Annotated in this window: 2 protein-coding genes; both read left to right on the top strand. The window is 33.2% G+C overall.

The window, feature by feature from the left end; translation table 11 throughout:
* Positions 1–184, top strand: a 184-nt coding sequence (locus tag V7659_RS16340; protein WP_335540890.1) for a GerAB/ArcD/ProY family transporter, incomplete at its 5' end; no start/stop codon positions are given.
* 1 nt (position 185) lies between these two features.
* Complete coding sequence (locus tag V7659_RS32140) at positions 186–575, top strand: GerAB/ArcD/ProY family transporter (RefSeq protein ID WP_420491736.1); 390 nt, start codon at positions 186–188, stop codon at positions 573–575.
* Positions 576–846 lie beyond the last annotated feature (271 nt).

The raw sequence follows: 846 nt of genomic DNA, 5'->3' as shown, positions 1-846 counted from the left end.
TGAAAATGGATGGAAACCTGTCTTAAAGTCAGCTTATCCCAATATATTAATGTTTCCGTTCGGTGAAATCTTTTGTTTCTCAATCATTTTTCCTAATTTAAATCAAACTCAATCCGGAAGAAAAGTTGGAGTTGCAGCATTAACGCTCAGTACCTTAATATTAAGCTTTAACTCACGCTCTTGAAATATCTGCTCTTGGAGAAATTGGTTATAGCACTTCTGCTTTCCCTCTATTAAGAATGATACAAAAAGCCCACATAGGGGAATTATTAGAACGTCTAGATATCTTCGCGATTATTGCACTGATTATTGGCGTATTTTTTAAAATATCTATTTATTGTTTAGCTGCGATTAATATAATATCGGACATATTTAATGTAGAAAATAAACAAAAGTTAGCAGTTCCAATTGCATTCATAGCTCTTTTAAGCTCCATATTAGAGGCAAGTAATATTTCAGATCACTTAAAAGAAGGGGAATGGGTTATAAAGTTCCTCTTGCCTATATTCTTTGTTGCGATTCCCGTTTTACTTGTTGTAGTTCACTGGATTCGGAAACGATTAAACCTTTTATAAAACTAATCCTGAATCGAGAAGGAGTCTTGTTTATATTTCGCACTAAGGAATTAACGCTTCAAACCATTGACAGAACTAGTTAATGTGAATATTTACTATAGTTTGTGAAGAAATGTACTTAAACTATAGGGTGCTTTTTTTGAACAAGGATGCATTTGGTAGCCCTTCATTTTGGAAGGGCTATTTATGCTGTAATGAAACGTAGGAAGGTAGTCTATGGACATCAGTTTTCGTTATATTTCTACATTTATAATTACATGATACAGGCTCA

Source organism: Neobacillus drentensis (assembly GCF_036966985.1).
Taxonomy (GTDB): Bacteria; Bacillota; Bacilli; order Bacillales; family Cytobacillaceae; genus Neobacillus; species Neobacillus drentensis_E.
The sequence above is the reverse complement of the archived record's forward strand: the minus strand, read 5'-3'. Positions and strand labels throughout refer to the sequence as shown.